Annotated in this window: 15 protein-coding genes; 11 read left to right on the forward strand and 4 right to left on the reverse strand. The window is 73.2% G+C overall.

The annotated features are described in order from the left end of the window. The first annotated feature begins 71 nt into the window (after positions 1-71). Positions 72-512 carry a gluconokinase, GntK/IdnK-type gene (locus AB0I68_RS19065; protein ID WP_363178480.1) on the forward strand — a complete coding sequence of 147 codons (441 nt, stop codon included), beginning with the start codon at positions 72-74 and terminating at the stop codon, positions 510-512. A 3-nt stretch (positions 513-515) separates the two neighbouring features. On the opposite strand, the gene AB0I68_RS19070 is transcribed toward AB0I68_RS19065, so the two are convergent. Further along, the gene (locus AB0I68_RS19070; protein ID WP_363178521.1) at positions 516-2,261 is read right to left on the reverse strand and encodes a cation:proton antiporter; all 1,746 of its coding nucleotides are present in this window, start codon (positions 2,259-2,261) and stop codon (positions 516-518) included. A gap of 14 nt (positions 2,262-2,275) precedes the next feature. Continuing rightward, complete coding sequence (locus AB0I68_RS19075) at positions 2,276-3,229, reverse strand: DUF389 domain-containing protein (RefSeq protein WP_363178481.1); 954 nt, start codon at positions 3,227-3,229, stop codon at positions 2,276-2,278. Positions 3,230-3,384: 155 nt separating this feature from the next. Here AB0I68_RS19075 and AB0I68_RS19080 point away from each other — a divergent pair, with 155 nt between their 5' ends. The 6 genes from AB0I68_RS19080 (at position 3,385) to AB0I68_RS19105 (ending at position 10,111) form a co-directional block, all read left to right on the forward strand. After that, positions 3,385-4,317 carry a cyclase family protein gene (locus AB0I68_RS19080; RefSeq protein ID WP_363178482.1) on the forward strand — a complete coding sequence of 311 codons (933 nt, stop codon included), beginning with the start codon at positions 3,385-3,387 and terminating at the stop codon, positions 4,315-4,317. Positions 4,318-4,447: 130 nt separating this feature from the next. Further along, entirely contained in the window at positions 4,448-6,028 is a 1,581-nt protein-coding gene (locus AB0I68_RS19085; protein ID WP_363178483.1) for a GMC family oxidoreductase, read from the forward strand. 47 nt (positions 6,029-6,075) lie between these two features. Further along, positions 6,076-7,893, forward strand: coding sequence for a glycoside hydrolase family 15 protein (locus tag AB0I68_RS19090; protein WP_363178484.1), 1,818 nt, complete (start codon positions 6,076-6,078; stop codon positions 7,891-7,893). A 101-nt stretch (positions 7,894-7,994) separates the two neighbouring features. Beyond that, the gene (gene dhaK, locus AB0I68_RS19095; RefSeq protein WP_363178485.1) at positions 7,995-8,999 is read left to right on the forward strand and encodes a dihydroxyacetone kinase subunit DhaK; all 1,005 of its coding nucleotides are present in this window, start codon (positions 7,995-7,997) and stop codon (positions 8,997-8,999) included. A 72-nt stretch (positions 9,000-9,071) separates the two neighbouring features. Next, on the forward strand, positions 9,072-9,710 hold the full coding sequence (gene dhaL / locus AB0I68_RS19100) for a dihydroxyacetone kinase subunit DhaL (protein ID WP_363178486.1): 639 nt from the start codon (positions 9,072-9,074) through the stop codon (positions 9,708-9,710). Then, positions 9,707-10,111, forward strand: a complete 405-nt coding sequence (locus AB0I68_RS19105) for a PTS fructose transporter subunit IIA (protein ID WP_363178487.1) — start codon at positions 9,707-9,709, stop codon at positions 10,109-10,111. Before dhaL ends, AB0I68_RS19105 begins: the two co-directional genes overlap by 4 nt. A gap of 163 nt (positions 10,112-10,274) precedes the next feature. On the opposite strand, the gene AB0I68_RS19110 is transcribed toward AB0I68_RS19105, so the two are convergent. Next, positions 10,275-10,670: an RNA-binding S4 domain-containing protein gene (locus AB0I68_RS19110; RefSeq protein ID WP_363178488.1), complete on the reverse strand. Its 396-nt coding sequence runs from the start codon at positions 10,668-10,670 to the stop codon at positions 10,275-10,277. A gap of 134 nt (positions 10,671-10,804) precedes the next feature. Between AB0I68_RS19110 and AB0I68_RS19115 the strand changes: the two genes are divergently transcribed. The 3 genes from AB0I68_RS19115 to AB0I68_RS19125 all read left to right on the forward strand — a co-directional run bounded on the left by AB0I68_RS19115 (position 10,805) and on the right by AB0I68_RS19125 (position 14,274). Continuing rightward, a complete protein-coding gene (locus AB0I68_RS19115; RefSeq protein WP_363178489.1) occupies positions 10,805-11,200 on the forward strand; it encodes a helix-turn-helix transcriptional regulator in 396 nt (131 codons plus the stop codon). Positions 11,201-11,312: 112 nt separating this feature from the next. Then, positions 11,313-12,134: a molybdate ABC transporter substrate-binding protein gene (gene modA / locus AB0I68_RS19120; RefSeq protein WP_363178490.1), complete on the forward strand. Its 822-nt coding sequence runs from the start codon at positions 11,313-11,315 to the stop codon at positions 12,132-12,134. Between the two features lie 142 nt (positions 12,135-12,276). Continuing rightward, positions 12,277-14,274, forward strand: coding sequence for an ABC transporter permease (locus tag AB0I68_RS19125; protein ID WP_363178491.1), 1,998 nt, complete (start codon positions 12,277-12,279; stop codon positions 14,272-14,274). On the opposite strand, the gene AB0I68_RS19130 is transcribed toward AB0I68_RS19125, so the two are convergent. Next, entirely contained in the window at positions 14,271-17,066 is a 2,796-nt protein-coding gene (locus AB0I68_RS19130; protein ID WP_363178492.1) for a phosphodiester glycosidase family protein, read from the reverse strand. The genes AB0I68_RS19125 and AB0I68_RS19130 overlap by 4 nt on opposite strands. A gap of 220 nt (positions 17,067-17,286) precedes the next feature. Here AB0I68_RS19130 and AB0I68_RS19135 point away from each other — a divergent pair, with 220 nt between their 5' ends. Continuing rightward, positions 17,287-18,270, forward strand: a complete 984-nt coding sequence (locus AB0I68_RS19135; RefSeq protein WP_363178493.1) for a DUF4328 domain-containing protein — start codon at positions 17,287-17,289, stop codon at positions 18,268-18,270. Positions 18,271-18,282: the final 12 nt, after the last annotated feature.

Consider the following 18,282-nt stretch of genomic DNA (forward strand, 5'->3'; position numbering starts at 1 on the left):
ATCGTTGTGGTGCTGGGCGTGTCGGGTGCCGGGAAGAGCACCGTCGGCAAGGCCTTGGCCGAGGACTCGGAGTGCCGTTCCTGGAGGGCGACGACCTCCATTCCGCCGCGAACATCGCCAAGATGGCCGCCGGGCGCTCCCTGGACGACACCGACCGCGTCCCGTGGCTGCGTACGCTCACGGACCGGATCCGGCAGTCCTCCCGGGCCGGCCGGCGGCTGGTCGTCGCCTGCTCGGCCCTCAAGCGCGCGTACCGCGACGAACTCCGCGGGGCCGCCCCGGGCGTCTGGTGCGTGTACCTGGCGCTGGACCGCGACACCGCCCGGGCCCGGGTCTCCCGGCGGACGGGCCACTTCATGCCCGTCCGGCTGGTCGACTCGCAGTTCGAGACGCTGGAACCGCTGGAACCTGACGAGCCGGGCGCGACCGTCGACGCCACCGCCGACCCCGAGGTCACCGTGGCCCGGGCACGTCACGCCGTCGCGGGCTTCGGCAGGGGGCCGGCCCGCTGAGATTCAGCCGCCCAGGAGTACGGCGGTGTCCCCGGATCGCGGCACCGGACCGCCGGTCCGGGTGACGGGCAGCAGCGTGCCGTCCGCACGCACCAGGAACAGCAGATGGTGTCCTGCCGGGACGGGACCGTCGAGGCGACGCGTGACGACGCGGGCGCCCTGGTCGTAGCGGCGGGACAGCTCGGCTCCGGTCAGCGCGGGATCGAAGAGCACATGGCCGCCGGTGTACGGGGCGACGACGCCCTGGGTGTCGGTGGCCGGCCCGAGGCGGTACACCGGGCCCTCCACGCTGCCCTGGAGGTTCATCGAGGCCAGGGCGTTGAAGTCGCTCTCGTCGGTGAGGAGCAGGACGCCGGTGAGGCCCTCCAGCTCGGCGCCCGAGCCGGTGGCCGCGGCGAACAGCTCCCCGGGGGCGAGTTCGAGCCCGGCCGCCCTGATCCGGTCCCGCTCCGCGTCGTGCCCCGCCCACATGACGACCTCCAGCCCGGCCGACCGCAGGGCGAGTCCCAGGTCGACCACCCAGGGATCACCGCCCACGAGCAGCGGCCGGGAGCGCGACGGGCGTACGACGCCCAGCCGTTTCGCGACCGGCACGGCGGTGAGCCCGTACAGGGTGACGGTCGCCACGATGACCACGAACGTGGCGGGAAGGATCTTCGAGGCGCCGCCCACGCCGTCGTCGGCCAGCGTGGCCGAGAACGTCGAGGCGGTGGACGCGGCCACGATGCCGCGCGGTGCCATCCATCCGAGGAACCCCCGCTCCCCGCGGGTCAGATCCGTACGGAGCGACGCGAGGGCGGCCACGAGCGGCCGGGTCACCAGGACCAGGACCGCGACGAGGCCGAGCGTCGGCAGCACCACATGGCGCAGCGAATGGGGGCTGACGGTGGCCGAGATGGAGATGAACAGGAGGCCGATGACCAGATGCACCAGGGTCTCGAAGAAGGGATTGCGGGCTCCCGTGTCGGAGCCGGGCAGGTTCGCGACCGCCAGCCCCATCAGGACGGCGGCGATCAGGCCCGTGTCGTCCCGGATCACATTGCAGGCCGCCGCCACACCGATCACCGCGGCCAGCTGGACCGTCGTGGCCAGCACCTCCCCCGGCCGGAGCCTGCGCACCAGCACGAGCACCACGGTCCCCACGATGCCCCCGGCCACGCCCACGGCGACACTGGTGGTGAACGCCAGCAGCTTGCTGCCGAAGCCCGTGCTGTTCCCGGCCACCACACCGTGGAAGACGAGGGCCCCCAGGATGCCTCCCACCGGGTCGATGAGCGTGCCCTCCCAGATGAGGATGTGCTGGAGCCGTTCCGTGGGACGCACGAAGTGGAGCAGCGGTCCGACGACCGTGGGTCCGGACACGATCAGGATGGTCCCGAGCATCACGGCCGCACCGCCCGACATCCCCAGCAGAACGCCGGCGAGCAGCGCCGCCGACACGGCGGTGAGCAGCCCGCCGAGCCAGATCAGCCGCACCACGACCCGGCGGGTGTGCGCCCTGAACCGCTTCAGGTCGAGGCCGAGCCCTGCGTCGTAGAGGATCAACGCGACAGCCAGCGAGACCATCGGGGAGAAGGCGACCCCGAGCAGCTTCTCGGGGTTCACGTCATCGGTCAGGACGCCGGCGGTGAATCCGGCCGGCAGGAGGACGATCAGCGCGGGGATGCGCAGCCGGCTTGCCAGCAGCTGGGAGCCCACGGCCAGGACCACGATCAGGCCGAGGCCCGTGAACACCTGGTCGGCCGACAGGGCGGCGGCTGCGTTCACGGCCCGGTCCGCCGCTTCCGGTGCGCGCTGACGCGCCGCCACATCGCGCGCTGGCATTTGAGCGTCCCGGTTCCGACCAGGATCAGTACGACGATGTTGAGCAGCAGTTGGAGCAGGGATCCCAGGGCCTCGCCCCAGCTGGCGTACGCGCACGAGACCCCGATGTCGGCTGCCGCCGGAATGGTGGTCACCGAGATGAAGACGCCGAGCAGTGCGCTGGTGCGGGCTTCGGTCAGCGAGACGATGCCGACGATCCCGGCGAGCACGGCCACCACGGCCGAGAAGAAATTGGGTGTGTTGATCAGATTCGACACCGGCCTGATCCCGAGGTCGAAGGCCTTCGACTGGAGGCCGAAGCCGCGGACGAGCAGGCTGAACAGGAAGGTGGCGGCCACGGCCAGCAGGAAGCCCACGAGCAGGGCCGCAAGGCCCTGCCGGACGGGCGGCCGGGAACGGTGGTCGATGCCCAGGGCGACGCTGGTGACGGCTGCGTACTCCGGACCGACCACCATGGCCGCGACGATGAGGATCTGCGAGTTGGTGATGATGCCGACCGCACCGATGACGCCGGCTATGACCATGAAGAGGTAGAAGCTCGGGGGGTACCGCCCCTCGGCCCGGATCCGGGCCTCCACCCGCTCCCATACCGGCACGCGCAGCCGGGACCCGAGCACCTCGGCCCCGGCTCTGGCCGCGTGATCGGAGAAGGCCGTGTCGACCGGGTCGAGAACGATGGACCCCCGGCGTTCGAGTCCGAGGTCCCGCAGCCCGCGCAGTACCTCGTTGGCGACTCCGGTGAGGACGTCGCACACGATGGCGTCGCCGTCGGGGTTTCGTACGCTGTCGGGCTGCAGGGAGAGGTTCAGGACACACGGCTGGGCGCTCAGCAGGGTCATGACACGACCTGTGAGGTCCGGCGGGCTCACGGCCCGGACGTGCAGCATGTCCAAGCGAATCTCCGCGTGTGAGAGGGAGGCGCACGGGTGCGCCGGGCCCGGACAGGCCGCTCGTCCATTAACGCGGCGGCCCCGGGGCTCGGCAAGTCGGATGCGGCCGGATCACCGTTCGGCGCGCGCGGGCAGCGGGTGTGCCGGATGGTGGGGACATGGGTACGCCCGACGGGATGAGCGACGCCGACTTCCGGTCGCTCCATCGTGATCTGCGCAGTACGGCACCCGGCGGTGCCGCACCCCTGGGAGCTCTGGGCACCCTCACCCCCGCACAGACTCTGGCAGCCGTCCGCGAAGTCCGCTCCGGCCGCACGGTCTCGCTCGCCGCGCCGGTGAACACCCGCAAGGGACCGGACAACGCCGAACCTGCGGAGCACCGGCTCACCGCGCCCGTCGGCGGCGTCCCGGACCCGGGCGGCCTGCAGTTCGCCCGGGACCGCATCGCCATGAACATCCACGGCGACGTCGACAGCCACATCGACGCGCTCTGCCACGTCATCTACGAGGGCACCCTGCACGGCGGCGTGCCCGCGGCGGACGTCCTCTCCCCGGACGGAGCCGGGGCCCTGTCCATCGACCTGGCCCGCGACGGCATCGTGGGCCGGGGAGTGCTCCTGGACATCCCCCGCCTGCACGGCGTGCCCTGGCTCGAACCGGGATCACACGTGAGCGCCGAGGACCTGGCCGCCGCCGAAGCACGGCAGGGGCTGCGGGTCGGCAGGGGCGACATCCTGCTCGTACGCGTCGGGCACCGGCGGCGGCGTGAGGAGCTCGGCGCCTGGGACGCGGCCGGCGCGCGCGCCGGACTCCACCCGACCGCCCTGCGCTTCCTGGCCGACCGCCAGGTGGCCGTGCTCGGCAGTGACGGCAACAACGACACGGCTCCCAGTGCCGTGCAGGGCGTCGCGTTCCCGGTGCACGTCCTCGCCGTCCATGCGATGGGACTGCACCTGCTCGACTACCTGCAGTTCGAGGATCTGGCCCCCCTCTGCGCAGGGGAGGGGCGCTGGTCGTTCCTCTGCATGATCGCGCCGCTGCGGCTGCCCGCCGCGACCGGTTCTCCCGTCAATCCCCTGGCGGTCCTGTGACCGCCCGGGCGTCCCGGCGCGCCGGCCGGCCCGATTCGCCGGGCATCCCCTCCGGAGCTACGTTGTAAATGCTGAACGGACCCCAACTCACCTGACAGGAGCAGATCGTGCTCCGGGGACGGTGGCCGGCATGACCGAGGCTCGGCAGTACGACGTCATCATCATCGGCACAGGTGCCGGCGGCGGCACACTCGCCCACCGCCTGGCGCCCACGGGCAAACGGATCCTCCTTCTCGAACGCGGTGACTACCTGCCACGCGAGCGGGACAACTGGGACTCGACCGAGGTCTTCGTCAAAGGGAAGTACCGCGCACCGGAGTTCTGGTACGACAAGCACGGAGACCGGTTCCCGCCCGAGGTGAACTACTACGTCGGCGGGAACACCAAGTTCTACGGCGCCGCGCTCTTCCGCTTGCGCCCCGAGGACTTCGGCGAACTCCGCCACCATGACGGCGTCTCTCCCGCCTGGCCGCTGAACTACGGCGACCTTGAGCCGTACTACACGCAGGCCGAGCATCTCTACCTGGTCCACGGCCGGCACGGCGAGGACCCCACCGAGGGGCCGGCCAGTGCCCAGTACGCCTATCCGCCCGTGCAACACGAGCCGCACATCCAGCAGTTGAGCGATGATCTGGAGAAACGGGGCCTGCACCCCTTCCATCTTCCTATCGGGGTGAACCTCGTCCAGGACGACCAGGGGCGGGCAGCGCACGGGAGCGCCTGCATCCGCTGCGATCGCGTCGACGGCTTCCCCTGCCTGGTCGGAGCGAAGTCGGACGCCCAGGTCATCTGTGTGGACCCGGCCCTGGAACACGCCAACGTCGAACTGGTCACCCATGCCGACGTGCGCCGGCTCGAGACGGACGCCACCGGGCGGAGTGTCACCTCGGTCGTCACGGAACTGGGCGACGGCTCGACCGTCCGGTTCGCCGCCGACATCGTGGTGGTGGCCTGCGGGGCCGTCAACTCCGCGGTTCTCCTGCTGCGTTCGGCCGACGACAGGCACCCTCGGGGCCTGGCCAACAGCTCGGACGTGGTCGGCCGGCACTACATGCGGCACAACAATCTGGCCCTGATGGCGGTGTCCCACGAGCCGAACGACACCAAATTCCAGAAGACCCTGGCGCTGCACGACTGGTACCTGGGCTCCGACGACTGGGACTACCCGCTCGGCGGCATCCAGATGCTCGGCAAGTCCGACTCCGAGCAGATCCACGGCGAGGCACCCCGCTGGGCCGGCGCCGTCACCCCGGACATGCCCTTCGAGGTGCTCGCCCATCACGCGGTCGACTTCTGGCTGTGCGGTGAGGACCTGCCCGACCCGGACAACCGGGTCACCCTCGACGGGGACGGCGGGATCCATCTCGCCCTCGACGAGAAGAACAACATCGCCGGACTGAAGCGGCTTCGGCACAAACTGCAGGACATGCTCGGCCACCTGGGCATGCACGAGCACCATCTGCTGTCGCACAGCATCTACCTGCACAAGGGCATGCCCATAGGGGCCACGGCGCATCAGGCCGGCACCGTCCGCTTCGGCCGCGACCCGCAGAGTTCCGCCCTCGACGTCAACTGCAAGGCTCACGACCTCGACAACCTCTACGTCGTCGACACGAGCTTCTTCCCGAGCATCGGCGCGGTCAACCCCTCGCTGACGGCCATCGCCAATGCCCTGCGCGTCGGAGACCACCTCGCGGAGCGGCTGCAATGACCGGCACCGGGGCGGAGCAGCGCTGAGGCGTCCTGAGGAGGAGAACCATGGACCGCTACCCGCCCATCGCCGACCACGGACTCGTGGGGGACCTGCAGACCGCAGCTCTGGTGTCGTCCAAGGGAGTGGTCGACTGGTTCGCGGCGCCACGGTTCGACTCCCCCAGCATCTTCGCGGCGCTGCTCGACCACGACGGGGGCGGACACTTCCTGTTCGCGCCGGAACATGACGAGGGGACGTGGCGACAGCTCTACTATCCGGACACCGCGGTCGTGGTGACCCGCTTCATGTCCCCCGACGGGGTCGGCGAGACCATCGACTACATGCCGGTCCACCGGGGCCTCACGCCGTCCGACCGGCACACCCTGGTACGTGTGATCCGCACGGTGCGCGGCACGGTGCGCTTCGCGCTCGAATGCCGCCCCCGGTTCGATTACGCCCGAGCACCCCACCAGCTCGACCTGGCAGAGAACGAGGCGACCTTCCGGGCACCCGGGGCGACCGCGTTCCTGCAGACCACCTTTCCCATCGAACGGGACGGCCAGGACGTCCGGGCCTCGATCACGCTCGAGGCGGGTGAAGTGGCGGCAGCGGTGTTCACCACCGGCGGGGAGGACAGCGCGGCGCCGCCGCCGCCGAACGCCGACCGGATCACCGAGGAAGTCTGGGACCAGATCGACTACTGGCAGGAGTGGGTGCGCACCTCGCGCTACCACGGCCGCTGGGCGGAGACGGTGTACCGCTCGGCCATCACGCTCAAGCTCCTCACCTATGCGCCCTCGGGCGCGCCGGTCGCCGCCGCCACCATGGGTCTTCCCGAGCAGGTCGGCGGCGAGCGCAACTGGGACTACCGCTACACCTGGGTGCGGGACGGATCCCTGTCGGTGCGGGCCCTGCTCGACCTCGGCTTCGTGGAGGAGGCGACCCGGTTCACCCGCTGGCTCGCCGACCGCCTGTACGCCCATGAGGGACCGGACGGGGAGCCCCTCCAGATCATGTACCGGGTCGACGGCGACCCTCACCTGACCGAGGAGATCCTCGGGCACTTCGAGGGCTACCGGGGGTCGTACCCCGTGCGGGCCGGAAACGCGGCAATGGACCAGTTGCAACTCGACATCTACGGCGAGGCCCTGTACGCCGTGTCCGAGGGCCGCGCGGTCGCCGTACAGTCCAGCTACCACGGCTGGAAGACCCTCGCCCGGACCCTGGACTGGCTCGCCGACTCCTGGGACCGGCCCGACGAGGGCATCTGGGAGACCCGGGGCGGCCGCCAGGACTTCACCTACAGCCGCGTGATGTGCTGGGCCGCCTTCGACCGCGGCCTCAAGATCGCCGCCGAATTCAGCCGGCCTGCCGACACCGTCTTGTGGACCAAGGCCCGCGACGACATCCTCGAACAGGTCATGGAACGCGGCTGGAGCAAGGAGGACCAATCCTTGGTCCAGCATTACGGCAGCCGCGTCCTGGACGCCTCGCTGCTGCTGATTCCCCGGGTCGGATTCCTCGCGCCGAGGAGTATGAGCTGGCTGTCCACGCTCGACGCCATGGACCGCGTCCTGGTCTCCGACAGCCTCGTCTACCGCTACGACCCCAAGGCCTCCCCCGACGGACTCCGCGGCTCGGAGGGGACGTTCAGTCTCTGCACGTTCCTCTACGTCGATGCGCTCGCCCGTGCCGGACGGCTGCCGCAGGCCCGTTACACCTTCGAGAAGATGCTCACCTACGCCAACCATGTCGGTCTGTTCGCGGAGGAGATCGGCCCCAGTGGCGAACAACTCGGCAACTTTCCCCAGGCCTTCACCCACCTGTCGCTCATCATGGCCGCGACGACTCTGAACGACGCGCTCGACGCCCTCCAGCGCTGAGCCCGCAGCCGTCCCCCTGGTCCCGGGCAGCAGCCTGCCCTACCGTCGCCGTCAAGCCCACTGCCCAGAGGCTCACTGGTCGACCTCACCAGGAGATACCCATGCGGATGCTGATCAACAGTCCCGAGACCGTCGTCGCCGACGCCCTGCGGGGGGTGGCGGCCGCCCATCCCGAGCTGGACGTCGACGTCGAGCGACGGGTCGTCGTACGGCGGGACGCACGGGACGGGCGCCGGGTCGGGGTGGTGTCCGGGGGCGGGTCCGGGCACGAGCCGCTGCACGCCGGGTTCGTGGGGTACGGGATGCTGTCGGCCGCGTGCCCCGGGGAGGTGTTCACCTCGCCGGTGCCCGACCAGATGCTGCGGGCGGCCGCGGCCGTGGATTCCGGGCAGGGGGTGCTGTTCATCGTCAAGAACTACACCGGGGACGTGCTGAACTTCGAGATGGCCGCCGAACTCGCCGAGGAGGACGGCCTGCGGGTGGAGCGCGCACTTGTCGACGACGACGTCGCCGTCACCGACAGCCTGTACACGGCGGGCCGGCGCGGCACCGGGGCGACGCTGTTCGTCGAGAAGATCGCCGGTGCGGCCGCAGAGGAGGGCGCCCCGCTGGAACGGGTCGCGGCGCTCGCCCGGCGGGTCAACGCGTCCTCCCGCAGTTTCGGGGTGGCACTCAGCGCGTGCACGACACCGGCGAAGGGCAGTCCGACGTTCGACCTGCCCGACGGGGACCTGGAATTGGGGATCGGCATCCACGGCGAGCCGGGCCGCGAGCGGCGGGCCATGATGCCGGCGCGGGAGATCGCGGAGATCACGGTGGGCGCCGTACTGGAGGAGCTGGCGGAGGTGGGTCCGGTGGACGGGCCGGTGCTGGCACTGGTCAACGGCATGGGGGCGACGCCGCTGCTGGAGCTGTACGGGTTCCACGCGGAGGTGGCCCGGGTGCTGGCGGAGCGCGGGGTGCCGGTGGCGCGGACGCTGGTCGGAAACTACGTCACCTCCCTGGACATGGCGGGGTGTTCGGTGACGTTGTGCCGGGCGGACGAGGAGCTGCTGCGGCTGTGGGACGCGCCTGTCCAGACGGCGGCCCTGCGCTGGGGCCGCTGACCCTAAGGTGAAGGTGTCGTAGGGCTGTCCGGCCGACGGCGACGTGCGGCGAGGCGATGCGAGGAGACGGAATTGCGTGACGCAGACTTCTTCCGGCGCTGGATGACGGCCGCCGGGGCCTCGGTGGAGCGCGAGGCGGACCGGCTGACCGAGCTCGACTCCCCCATCGGGGACGCCGACCACGGGAGCAATCTGCTGCGCGGCTTCAGGGCGGTACGAGCGGCCCTGGAGGCGGACCCCGCCGCGACGCCGGGGACGGTGCTGCAGCTGGCGGGGCGGACGCTGATCTCGACGGTCGGCGGAGCGTCGGGCCCGCTGTACGGGACGCTGCTGCGGCGCACCGGCAAGGACCTCGGGGAGGCCGGCGAGATTTCCGACGACGAGCTGCGCAAGGCCCTGTACGCGGGGGTGGGCGCGGTGGCGCAGCTCGGCGGGGCGGCGCCGGGCGACAAGACGATGCTGGACGCGCTGGTGGCGGGGGTGACGGCACTGAGCACCTCGTACCGGGCGGCGGCGGACGCTGCGGAGAACGGCGCGCGGGCGACGGTGCCGATGCTGGCCCGCAAGGGGCGGGCCAGCTACCTGGGCGCGCGGAGCATCGGGCACCAGGACCCCGGGGCGACCTCGGCGGCCCTGCTGCTGACGGCTCTCGCGGACGTGGCGGATGCGGCGGACTCGGCGGATGCGGCGGACTCGGCGGACGCCGGATGAGCGCGCCGGTGGTCGGGATCGTGCTGGTGTCGCACAGCGCCGTGGTCGCGGAGTCCGTTGCGGATCTGGCGCGGGGCCTGGCGGCGGGCGGCCCCGTCGTCCCGGTGGCGGCGGCGGGCGGCACCGCGGACGGCGGCCTGGGCACGAGCGCGGAGCGCGTCCTGGCGGCCGCGCACGAAGTGGACCGGGGGGCGGGGATCGCACTGCTGGCGGATCTGGGCAGCTCGGTGCTGACGGTGAAGGCGCTGCTGGTGGAGGACGAGCTCCCGCCGGGGGCCCGGCTGCTGGACGCGCCGTTCCTGGAGGGCGCGGTGGCCGCGGTGGTGGCGGCCTCCGCGGGCGCCCCTCTGGACGCGGTGGCGGCGGCGGCCGAGGAGGCCTACACCTACCGCAAGGCCTGACCCACCGGCCCGGCCCGGCCCGGTCACGCCACGCCCGCTCACGCCCGGCACGCTCACGCTCGGTCACGCCCGGCCTGCTCGTGCCCGGCGCCCGGCACGGCCAGCCTCGGCCACGCCCAGCCCGGCCCGGTCACGCTCGCCGGGTCACGCCCGGCCGGGGCGGTCAGTGGCCGCGGAGGGATTCGATCTCGCGGCGGTCGCGCTTCGTCGGGCGGCCCGTCCCCCGGTCGCGGACGCCGACCACCTCGGCCTCGATGCGCGTCGGCGCGGGCGGACTGTTGTCGACGAAGCATTCCGCGGCCACCGGCGCACCCACCCGCTTCGTGACGGGCCGCTTGACCACGACAATGCGCTCGCGCCCCGCGTGGAACAGCCGTACCTCGTCCCCCGCCCGCACCACCTGCGCCGGCTTCGCGCGCTCTCCGTTGACCTTCACGTGGCCCGCCCGGCAGGCGGTCGCCGCGACCGAGCGGGTCTTCGTCAGGCGGACCGACCAGATCCAGGCGTCCACCCGAGCCGATCCCGTTACCGCACCCGTTCCCGTTGCTTCATCAGCCATGCCACGACTTTAGCGAGCCGGCCCGGCCGAACCGTTATGCATTTTGGCAGATTCACCAAAAGGCATGGCATCTGCCATGTACATCATCCCAATGGAATTGCAAATGCGGGATGCGTGCCCCTACCTTGTCGCACATGCAGTCCTACACCATCGGACAGGCGGCGCGCCTGCTGGGCGTCAGCCCGGACACCGCCCGCCGCTGGGCCGACGCCGGCCGGGTCGCGACCCATCGCGACGAGGCCGGCCGGCGACTGATCGACGGCCGCGACCTGGCCGCCTTCTCCGTAGAGGTGGGACAGGGCGCCCACGCCGAGGACGACGAGCCGTACACCTCGGCCCGCAACGCCTTCCCCGGCATCGTCACCGCAGTGAAGCTCGGAGACGTGGCCGCCCAGGTCGAGATCCAGGCAGGTCCCCACCGCCTGGTCTCCCTCCTCACCCGTGAGGCCGTCGAGGAGCTCGGACTGGAGGTCGGCATGCAGGCCACCGCCCGCGTGAAGTCCACCAGTGTGCACATCGACCGCACCTGACCGTCCAGCACCAGCACGCGTCCCCACCCGCTCCGCCCGTCACCGGCGCGGGTCACCACTGCGCAGAACCGGCACGCGGCCGGCCGCCGACCCGACCGAGGAGCACCAGCTCATGTCCCCGATCCTGAACCGCCGCAGTGCCGTGGCCGCCGCACTGACGGCCGCCCTCCTCGTGCCCGCGCTGTCCGCCTGCGGCAGCAGCGACAAGAAGGCCGCCGACACCGGGGCTTCGGCTTCCGCCCCGTCCTCCGCCTCCGCCGAGACCAAGGCCGCGAACCTCACCGTCCTCGCCGCCTCCTCCCTCACCGACGTCTTCAAGACCGCGGGTGCCGCGTACGAGAAGGCGCATCCCGGCACGAAGATCACCTTCTCCTTCGCCGGCTCCCAGGAGCTCGCCGCCCAGGTGAAGCAGGGCGCCCCGGCCGACGCACTGGTCACCGCCGACACCAAGACGATGGACGGCCTGAAGACCGAGACCAACGACGCGTCGATCATCGCCAAGAACCGCCTGGTCATCGCGACCGGCAAGGGCAACCCGTTCAAGGTCGCCGAGCTGAAGGACCTGGCCGACAGCAAGATCAAGGTCGTGCTCGCCGCGCCCGAGGTCCCGGTCGGCCGCTACAGCAAGCAGATCCTCGACGCCCAGAAGATCGAGGTGAAGCCGGTCTCCCAGGAACCCAACGTGCGCGCCGTGCTGAGCAAGGTCGAGCTGGGTGAGGCCGACGCCGGACTCGTCTACAAGACCGACTCCGCCAAGTCCGGTGACAAGGTCGTCACCGTGGACATCCCGGACGGGCAGAACGCCGTGGCCTCCTACCCGGCCGCCACGCTCAAGCAGTCCAAGAACGCCGAGGCCGCAGCCGCGTTCGTGGCCTGGCTGAGCACCCCCGAGGCGCAGAAGATCCTCCAGGACGCGGGCTTCCAGAAGGCGTAACCGGCACCGCAGCCGGAAGGATCGAAAGGGACTGCCTGGTCCGGGGGGACAGGCAGTCCCTTTCGGCGTGTCCCCCGCCGAGTCCCCGTCCCCCATACGCCCCCCATACGCCCCCGCCCATACGCCTCAGCCAGGGATCCACATGAGCAGACACCGCACCCGCAGCCGGCCCCCCTTGACCCTGGCGATCCCCGCGCTGCTCGCCATCGCCTTCCTGCTGCTGCCGCTCATCGGCATCCTCACCCGCACCCAGTGGGGCGAACTCGGCGCGCACCTCACCAGCCCCGGTGTCGTCGAGGCCCTGCGCCTCTCGCTGTTCGTGTCCTCGTGGGCACTCGGCCTCTCGCTGCTCCTCGGCGTGCCGCTCGCCTGGCTGCTGGCCCGCGTCCCGTTCAAGGGCAAGGCCTTCGTGCGTTCCCTGGTGCTGCTCCCGATGGTGCTGCCGCCGACCGTCGGCGGTGTGGCGCTGCTGCTGGGCTTCGGCCGGCGCGGGGTGCTCGGGCCCTGGCTCGAGGGGACGTTCGGCATCACGCTGCCCTTCCACACGTCAGGTGCCGTCGTCGCGGCCACCTTTGTCGCCATGCCGTTCCTCGTCATCAGCCTGGAGGGTGCGCTCGGCGGCCTCAAGCAGAGCTACGAGGAGACCGCCGCCTCCCTCGGCGCCTCGCCGGTCCGGGTGTTCTTCACCGTGACCCTGCCCATGGTGGCGCCCGGCCTGATCGCCGGCGCCGCGCTCACCTGGGCCCGCGCGCTCGGCGAGTTCGGCGCGACGATCACCTTCGCCGGCAATCTGCCCGGCGCCACCCAGACCCTGCCGCTCCAGGTCTACCTGCTGCTCCAGGACCAGCCGGAAGCCGCCACCTCCGTCTCCCTGCTGCTGCTCGTGATCGCCATGGCCGTACTGATCGCCCTGCGCGGCCGCTGGACCGGTACCCCGGTCGCCCGTACGCCCGACGAGGCACCGCAGATGCCGGACGAGACGGCGGCTGCGGCTGCCGCCACGGCCACGGCCACGGCCACGGCCCCCGAAGATGAGCGGACGCCGACGGCCCCGGTGCCGGCCGGCCTGGCCTCCGATGTGCCCTCCGCCCCCCACGACGGCGGCCGCTGGCCGCTGCACGCCGCCGTCACCGGCTTCAACGAGCTCACCCTCGCCGCCGATCCCGGCACCACCATCGCCGTCGTCGGCGAGAACGGCGCCGGCAAGACCACCTTGCTGCGCGCCCTCCTCGGCCTCACCCCGCGCGCCCACGCGGAGCTGAAACTGGGCGACACCGACGTCACCGCGCTGCCCCCGCACAAGCGCCAGGTGGCGTGGGTCCCGCAGGATGGCGCCCTCTTCCCGCACCTGAACGCACTGGCCAACACCGCGTACGGGCTGCGCGCCCGCTGGGTGCCGCGCGCCGCCGCCCGCCGCGAGGCGCAGCTGTGGCTGGACCGGCTCGGCGTCGGCCACCTCGCCGCCCGCAAGCCCGGCCAGCTGTCCGGGGGCCAGGCCCAGCGCGTCGCCCTGGCCCGCGCCCTGGCCGCCCGGCCCCGCCTGCTGCTCCTCGACGAGCCGCTCGCCGCCCTCGACCAGACCACCCGGGCCCGCGTCCGCCACACCCTGCGCACCCACCTGGCCGGCTTCGGCGGGGTCTGCCTCATCGTCACCCACGACCCCGTCGAAGCGGTGTCCCTGGCCGACCGGGTCCTCGTACTCGCCGCCGGACGCACCCTCCAGGACGCCCCGCCTTCCGAGGTCACCCGCCACCCGCGCTCCCCCTGGGTCGCCCGGATGCTCGGCCGCAACGCCTGGCCCGGCACCGCGTCGGCCGACGGCCTCGTACTCGCCGCCGGAGGCCGGCTGGTGGTGGCGGAGGCGCTGCCCGAGGGGTCCCGCGCGCTGGCGATCATCGGCCCGGAGGCGGTGTCCGTGCACCGCGACCGCCCGGCCGGCAGCCCCCGCAACGTCTGGCAGGGCTCCGTACGGGAGATCACCGCGGTCGGCAGCCGGCTGCGCGTGCTGGTCGGCTCGGCCGAGGCCCCCGACCTGGTCGCGGAGATCACCCCGGAGGCGGCGGCCGAGCTGGGCCTGGTCGACGGCTCGAAGGTATGGACGAGCGTGAAGGCGACCGAGGTCACGCTCGTACAGCTCTAGGGGGTGTGCCGGACGGCGAGCCAGTCCCCCGGGGCGAAGGCGTCCACGCCCACCACGGTCCGTCCGGTGCGCGGAGCCGCGACGGAGAGCACGCCCTCGGAGCGTCCGGCCGCGAAGCCCGGGGCGCCGAGGGTGATCACGGCGGCCCGTTTGCCGGTGGTGCGCCGGAACTCGGCGAGCAGGTGCGCCGTCAAGGCCGTCTCCTTGCGGTCCACGGTGTTTGGCGCATACGCCTGTACGACGGCCAGCGCACCCGTGTCCGGCTCCCGGGCGGCGGCCTCCAGAGCCTTGCGCAGGGCCCGCATCCGGTGCAGACCGCCACCGCCCAAGGTGCGCCGGGTGGTGTCGAGCGGCAGAAACCGTACGCCGCGGTGGACGAACTCCGGGCGGTCGGCGCCGGTCAGCACGAAGTCGGCACCGGCGTCCCCGGTCCGCGCACCGCTCCCCCCGGCCGGCTCGACGGCGAACCGCCAGGGCCGCGCCCGGACCCCGGCCTCGGTGGCCACGACCGGATCCCGGGCCACCGGCACGGTGGCGGGTCCGGTGGGCGGCGTCCGGGCGCCGAGCGTGTCGAGGGCCAGCCGTCCGGGGCCCGTCCCCGCGACCGCCGAAAGCCGGGTCACGGTGAGCGGCGGCTGTGCGGTGGCCGGGAGCGCAAGGGTGAGCTCCCGCCAGCCGGTCCAGTCCACGGCGGGCCCGCGCACCGTGACGGCGGCGCCGTCGGCGTCGGCCAGTTCCACGGCGGGCCGGGCCCCGGAGCCGTCGCCGTCGACCCAGAGCGTGAGCGAACGGGCGAGCTCCGGGACGGGGAGGGGCCGGGGCGGGGCGGCGCTCCCCCGGGCCGCTGCCCCGGGCAGCTCCAGGGTGAGCCCCGGGCCGGGGTGCCCCTCGGCCGGGGAGGCGCCGGGGCCGGTCCAGTCGGCGGCGTCGGCCAGATCGGCGAGGGGGAGGGTCACCAGCCCGACGCCGAGGGCGAGTTCGGCGGTGATGCCGGGGGCGACGCCTCCGGCCGCTCCTGAGGCCTCTGGGGCTCCGGCCGCGCCGGTGGCCCGGACGGTGGCGCGCAGCCGGCCGGTGGCCTGCGGGACGAGCGCGGTGACGGTGAAGCCCCCTCGTCCGTCATCGGTGACGCGCCACCGCGACCGGTCGAACTCCAAGGCCACGTCCCGGGGTTCCACCACCGCGGCCGCCCCCTGTGCGTCGTACCCGGTCAGCCGGAATCCCGCGCTCTCGCCCTGGTTCGCGAGCCCGATCCGGGCCTGTGTGGGCCGGATCCGGGTCAGCGGGCCGAGGACCTCGAGCGGGAGCGCGCCGTGCGCCGTCGTGCGCCGGGCGTGCGCCGTCGCACGGCCGGGGCGCACCGCGTGGAACACTCCGGCGGAGTCGATCGTGCCGGCCCCGTCGGCCGACCACGCCGGCGCGCCCGGGGCCGGGCCCAACAGCGCGTCGTACCCGGTGGCCGTGAGGGTGCGGGTGAGCCGGGGGAAGATCCGGGTCAGGTCCTCGGTCGTGCCGCCTGCGGGTTCGACCCGGTAGCCGGCGGTCCGGCCGGAGCCTGCCGGGGCCGTGAGGACGAGCCCGTTGGGGACGGGCCGCGGCCGGCCGTCCGACGGGGAGTTCTCTAGCGCCAGGGCCGCCGCCCCGCTCTGCCCGGCGAGCAGGGTCGAGGAGCCGCCGCCGTCGAGGTTCAGGGCCTCGTACGCACCGAGCCGGTGCATCAGCCGGCCCAGCGCGGTCAGGGTGAGGCCGCCGCTGTCCCGCTGGCGGCCGTCCACGGTGAGGATCCGCAGCTGCCGCCCGTCGCGCGAGAACCCGACGGCCGTGCGCGGGGCGGCGGCGTTGTTCGATTCGCCGTCGTGGTTCTGCGGGACGCCGGCGACGACGAGGGCCTCCCGCCCGCCGACGGCCGCCGTCGGGACCGCCCCGGCCTCCGCGACGGCCCGGGCGGCGACGGCCACGGCGTCCCCGGGGCGCAGGGCGGCGAGTTCGGCAGCGGCCGCACCGTCGGCTGCGGCAGCCAGCACGGTGGTGCCGGGTTCGGGGCGTTCGCGGCGGGCGGGGCCGCCAACCGGCGAGGCGGCTGCCGTGACCCGGCCGTCCCGGACCGCCACGGCGGTGCCCAGGGCGGGCAGCTCCGTCCCCGGCCAGTCGGCGGTGTACGCGGAGAGGCCCCCGGCGGGCGGCCGGGCCGCGTTGTATCCGGCCAGCGGGCGCACCGTGCCGCCGGGCAGGGTGACGCTCCCGCCGAGTCCGATGCGCAGGACCCGCCCGATGCCGTCGGCGCCGAACCCGACGGCCGGGGCCGCGCCGGGCCCGGGGGTCGCGGAGTGCAGCAGCCGGCCGCCGCCCAGGCCGGGGCCGAGCGGTGCGCCCGTACCGCGGATGTCGAAGAAGTCGCCGTTCACGGCGGCGACCACGCGCCGCCCCGGCCCCGCGGGGTGGCGGGCGGCGGACTCGGCGACGGTGGCCGGTCCGTGGCCGCCCAGATATTCGGCGCGCACTCCGCCGCTCGCGCCGAGGTCGACGACGAGCTCGTCGATCCGCAGCCAGCGGTCGGCCTCCAGCCGGTCGTACGACTCCAGGCGGATCCCCGGGGCGATCCGCCGGCCGGTACGGGCGGTCTCGATGCCGTCGGAGGCGGCGTCGGCGGCCGGTGCAGCCGCAGCGGGGGCAGGGACCGGAGCGGGAACGGGGACGGTGGCGCCGGCGGGGACGGCGGGGACGGTGGCGCCGGCGGGGCCGGCGAGGGCGACGGCGAGCAGGGCGGGCAGCAGCGGACGGAGGCTCAGCACGCAGGCAGGATCGGTCACTCGGCCTCGCCCCGAGTCGCCTCAGCCGCTCGTGCCCCGTGGTTTCAGCCATTCGCCCCATCACGCGGGGCCGGATGCGGGTGCGGGGCCCGACAAAGGATTTGGCCGCCGGATGCCGGGCTGGCATGGTTCGAGCGTGCCCGCCGCAGGTCAGCGGGCATCCGCTTCTCTGGCACATGTTCCCGTGGGGGGTACACACCGCATGTCCTTCAACGAGCCGCCGGGCCCGCCGACTCCGCCCCCGTCGCAGGCTCCGACCCCGGCACCGACCCAGGCCCCGTCACCGGCATCGACCCCGGCCTCGACCCCGGCACCGGCACCGGCACCGGAGCAGCCGCCGCACGCCGCGCAGCCGCAGCCGCAGCCGGCCCCGCATCCGCCGTACCCGGCTCCGGCCCACCCGGCCCAGGCGTACCCGGCTCCGGCGTACCCGGGCCCGCAGCCCTACCCCGCGCAGCCCGGGCCCGGGTACCCCGCCGGGCCTTATCCGGGCCTGCCGTACCCGGGACAGTGGCCCACCGCGGACGTGTTGCGCTCGCCGCGCGGCCTGGCGGTCGCACTCACCGCCCTGCTGTCGGTCGCGGCCGCGGTCAACCTGTTCTCGGCGGGCATCAGCATGTACGTCTTCTCGCTCATGCAGAGCCTGACCGCGGACGCGGCGAGCGTCGGCGACTGGACGCTCGAGCGGGGGGACGTCCTGACCGGCGTCGCCGGTGTCCTCCAGTACCTGATGGTGCTGGTGACGGCGGTCGTCTTCATCGTCTGGTTCCACCGCGTGCGCGTGAACGGCGAGATCTTCCGCCCCGACGGCTTCTCCCAGAGCCGCGGCTGGGCCATCGGCAGCTGGTTCATCCCGTTCGGCAACCTCTTCCTGCCGTTCCGGATCGCGAAGCAGATCTGGGTGGCCAGCACCCAGTTCGGGCCCGACGGCACCTACCGTGAGGTATCCGCCGCGCCCCTGAACGCCTGGTGGGCGGTCTGGGTCACCTCGCTGGTGCTCGACCGCGTCTTCGGCCAGCTGTACAAGCGGGCCGAGACCCCACAGGCCCTGCGCGACGCGTCCGCCCTGGGGATCGTCACCGACCTGTTCGCGGTCGCCGCCGCCGTCCTCGCCATCGTCTTCGTCCGCAGGCTGACGGCCCTGCAGACCACCAAGGCGACGCAAGGCCCGTACGCGGCGGTCTGACCCCGGCCGGGC

It is taken from the genome of Streptomyces sp. NPDC050448 (genome assembly GCF_040655295.1).
Taxonomy (GTDB): domain Bacteria; phylum Actinomycetota; class Actinomycetes; order Streptomycetales; family Streptomycetaceae; genus Streptomyces.